General features: G+C 44.0%; 4 protein-coding genes. All 4 read left to right on the top strand.

Features of this window, described 5'->3' with window-relative positions; translation table 11 throughout:
• A partial coding sequence (locus A3757_RS10445) for a phosphopantetheine-binding protein (RefSeq protein WP_197469994.1) occupies positions 1-1,417 on the top strand: 1,417 nt, incomplete at its 5' end.
• The gene (locus tag A3757_RS10450; protein WP_068553436.1) at positions 1,414-2,241 is read left to right on the top strand and encodes an alpha/beta fold hydrolase; all 828 of its coding nucleotides are present in this window, start codon (positions 1,414-1,416) and stop codon (positions 2,239-2,241) included. The genes A3757_RS10445 and A3757_RS10450, both read left to right, overlap by 4 nt.
• 12 nt (positions 2,242-2,253) lie before the next feature.
• Positions 2,254-3,327, top strand: a complete 1,074-nt coding sequence (locus A3757_RS10455; protein WP_068553437.1) for an SGNH/GDSL hydrolase family protein — start codon at positions 2,254-2,256, stop codon at positions 3,325-3,327.
• 74 nt (positions 3,328-3,401) lie between these two features.
• The coding region (locus A3757_RS10460; protein ID WP_197469995.1) for a hypothetical protein at positions 3,402-3,869 on the top strand (468 nt) is incomplete at its 3' end.

The following is a 3,869-nucleotide window of genomic DNA, read 5'->3' on the forward strand; positions in this document are numbered from 1 at the left end:
GGATCAGCAAGTCAAAGTACGCGGCTACCGAATAGAACTGGGGGAAATTGAGACGCTTATGCGCCAACACGACGCCATTGACGACTGCGCCTTAAGCGTACGAGAAGTCCGTGCCGGCGATACGCGGCTCATCGCTTATGTTGTATGGAAGAATAGCCCGATTAGTCTCAGTGAACTTCGTGAGCACCTGCGACAGCAACTACCCCCTTACATGGTGCCACAGCACCTTGAAGCACTCGGGGAGTTACCACGCACCCTTAACAACAAGCTTGATCGAAAAGTCCTGCAAAGCTGGAACCTAACTCAAATGTCTGCCGGTGAATCGCGTCAAGGCCCCGAGACAAGCACAGAAAAGTGGTTAGCTCTCTGCTGGGGAGAAGTATGCGGGAACCATGATATTAACAAATACGATAATTTCTTTGATATCGGCGGCCATTCATTACTTTCCATTCAAGTTATTCATAAAGTGCAAGCGCATTTTAACGTTGAACTGAAGCCTCGAGACTTACTACTGGAAAGCTTACATCAACTAGCTGAGCTAATAGATCAGACCACAAAAACAGCCGCTACAGAAAGCTCAGCGGCTAAAGGTCTTTCTGACGAAACCAATAAAACAGAGCTACATTCTCCCGCAACGCAAACAATCCACCCAGTATTCTTCGGTGATAGTAAATTACCTCTTTACGGCGTAATACATGAGCCTGGTGCGGGCGCTTATCGTAGCAAAGCAATATTATTCAGCTCTCCGATCGGACATGAGTATTTTCGCAACTATCGAATGACCCAGCTACTTGCCACTAGCCTCGCTAAACAAGGCTTTTATTGCATGCGTTTTGACTACCACGGCGTGGGTGACTCCACTGGTGAGTTTTCTACTCAAAGTATCGAAGAATGGCAACAAGACCTTATCAAAGCATATGAGGAGCTAAAAGCCCGAGCAGGCGTTGAGCAGGTGGTCTGTGTCGCCTCACGTTTAGGCGCCTCAATTGCTACATTAGCCAATACAAAGTGCCAGTTTAATGAGCTAGTCCTTTGGGACCCGATTCTCAATGGCTCCGACTATCTTGGTAAATTAGACACTCTGCAAAAACAAGTACTTACTCAAAACTGGCATTTCAGTGTTAGAAGGAAAAGCAGTGACCTAAAACAGGGTGAATACCTTGGCTATCAATACTGTACGAAATTACAAAAGCAAATAGACTCTCTAAGACTGGCAGACCAACTCAATAGCCTTAATGATACGCCATGCACCGTCATCTCAACGACCGAAGATGAAAGCTTAAGTGCGACAGGTGGGCAGCATATCAACTACCAACATATTGATGATGAAGGCAATTGGTACTTCTACAAGGACATTGACCGCTCAATCTCAACACATAATATCAACCAATTTATTTTAAAGAGCTTAAGTCAATGATTGAACAAATTCAGAGCTTTGGCCCACAGCAGCACCTTCAGGGTATCTATACTGCTCCAGAAGAAGACTGCAAGAAGCCTTGTTTCTTGATAATTAATGCTGGTGCAGTTCATAAATCAGGCCCTTTCAATTTGCATGTACATCTCGCAAAATTCTTGGCTGATCTAGGGTATGCCAGCTTTCGATTTGACCTGAGTGGGCAAGGTGATAGCACCCGCATCGCATCACCTTCTTCTCGAACAGAGCAAATTACCAAGGATATGCTTGCAGCCTTGGATTGCCTTGAAACTCAGTTTAACCACTGCAGTGTAATTTCTTTTGGCCTTTGTACAGGTGCCGAGAACGCTCACAAAATTGCTGTAAAGGATGATCGTGTCAAAGGTTTAGTTTGGATAGATGGCTATGGTTACCTAAGTCCAAAGTTTAATCGTGTGAAATTTCTCAAAAAGCTATCTCAGCCCTTCAACCTGATTAAGGCTTTAATTAAGCGGCTGACTAAAACCAAAGCTATGTCTTCAGAATCGAGCGATAATCAAGCAAATAATGTTGATGACTATGTCTGGCGCTTACCGGAAAAAAGTCAATATAAGGCCGACATGGAAGTATTGCATCAACGCGAAGCCAAGTGCCTATATGTCTACAGCGGAGGGGTACAGTCCTACTACAACTATCAGGGACAAATGAAAGATGCTTTTCCTGGCGAGTTCTTCACGCAAATATTTGAAGAAGTCTATTTCCCCAAAGCTGACCATACTTTTTTCATGCTGAACGATAAGCACAGCTTGTTCGACGCGATTAAAAACTGGTTAAGCAGACATTACTAAAGTGAGGCAAGGATGCTTTCGATTAAACCAACAACCACCACCATCGGCCTTTTTTTTGTAATGGTTTTTGCCTCGTACTGGCTATTCCTGAATAAGACAGGCATCGATACTTCTGACCCTGGTGATGCTGCGTTTCCTGTCGCAATATTGGGTGATTCAGACAGTCATAGCTATCGAGATAAATATGACAATAAAGCTAGAGGAGGCGACTTTCATAGCGTCACTTACAACTGGCCAGCACTATGGGACAGATTTCGATCTGAGCAAGTTAATCTTGGAGCATTCGGGACATGGGGTGAAAGTTACCGCTGGGCAAGAATCAAGAACTGGCTTAAGCTCCCTGCCCGAGCCCCCAAGAAATTAGACTTCGACTATAACTATGCAGTTTCCGGACTTCGCTGTCAGTCTTTGCTTGAAGGCTGGCCCTATCAAGCAAAATGGCTGATCTCTCGCTTGCAGCGCTCTCCGGACTTCTGGGAAAAGGGGCTGGTCATCATTCGAATCGGCGTAAACAATCTCGGCTCAACCAAACAATTAGAACAATGGGGAGTCAGCGGCTTAGACAAGACAGCTAAAGACGTTGTCAGTGAGTGTGTCCGTCAGATCACCGAGGCAACCGAGCAATTATTGGCGAGCCACCCTTCTGTAAAGGTCGCTGTTCTTGGTATGTGTCGAGACTGCAATTTAACCGAAAGCTATAAACATTGGCCAACATTAGAAAACATCAAAAACCGAGACCAAGTCCTGGGTAGCTTTGATCGTCAGCTAAAAAGTTACGTTCAAGATAAGAAACGCGTATTATTCATAGATGATGTCGCCTGGCAAATAAAGCGATATAGTGACCGTTATAATGAGCCCATAAACCTTGAAACCCGATTAGCTGATAAGGTCACCATTAAGAGTCGTCAAGGCGATCACCCTAGCAACCTGATATTGGCCGACTATCATGCTGGAACAGTCTACAACGGCTTTTGGTTAAATAACCTGATCGAACAACTTAACCAAGGTTTTAAGCTTCAATTAAGCCCTTTATCCGAAGAAGAAATACTGCGTGTGATTCTGCCCGTGTTATCAAAAAACGAGTGAATAAGTAGATTTTCAAGAAATAGCTAGCCGCACAAGCTCTTCCACTAAGAGTACTAGAGAAAAAGGAATGCAAAATGTATAAATACATAAAACTAGATCAAGAACAGCAGTTCTCCGACTTCAACAAAAGGTCATTCAAATTTAACCAGTCTGTAGTGGAGACACCTCTAGCATCACTTGATAGTCTATCTGAGTTAGTCCTCAGACTTCCCCCGGAGCACGTGTATGCCAGCTCTAGTAAAGTCGACATCAATGCAAATCTTGATACAGCTCATAAAGAACATAAAATAGAATGCTCATTAGAGCACGCACTGGAAAATCTGGCGACTTCAGACTCTTTTGTGATGGTTAGAAGTCCTGAAATTGACGAACAATATAAAGAGCTATTTACAGGGCTAAAGAACGACCTTGAACAACTTGCCCAAGAACTAGGTACAGAAATTACTGACTCAACACTCTATCTATTTATCACGTCACCAAATGGCACAACGCCTTATCACATCGACCGGTATAGCACTTTCCTTATGCAACTTACGGGCACT

The organism is Oleiphilus sp. HI0117, from assembly GCF_001635235.1.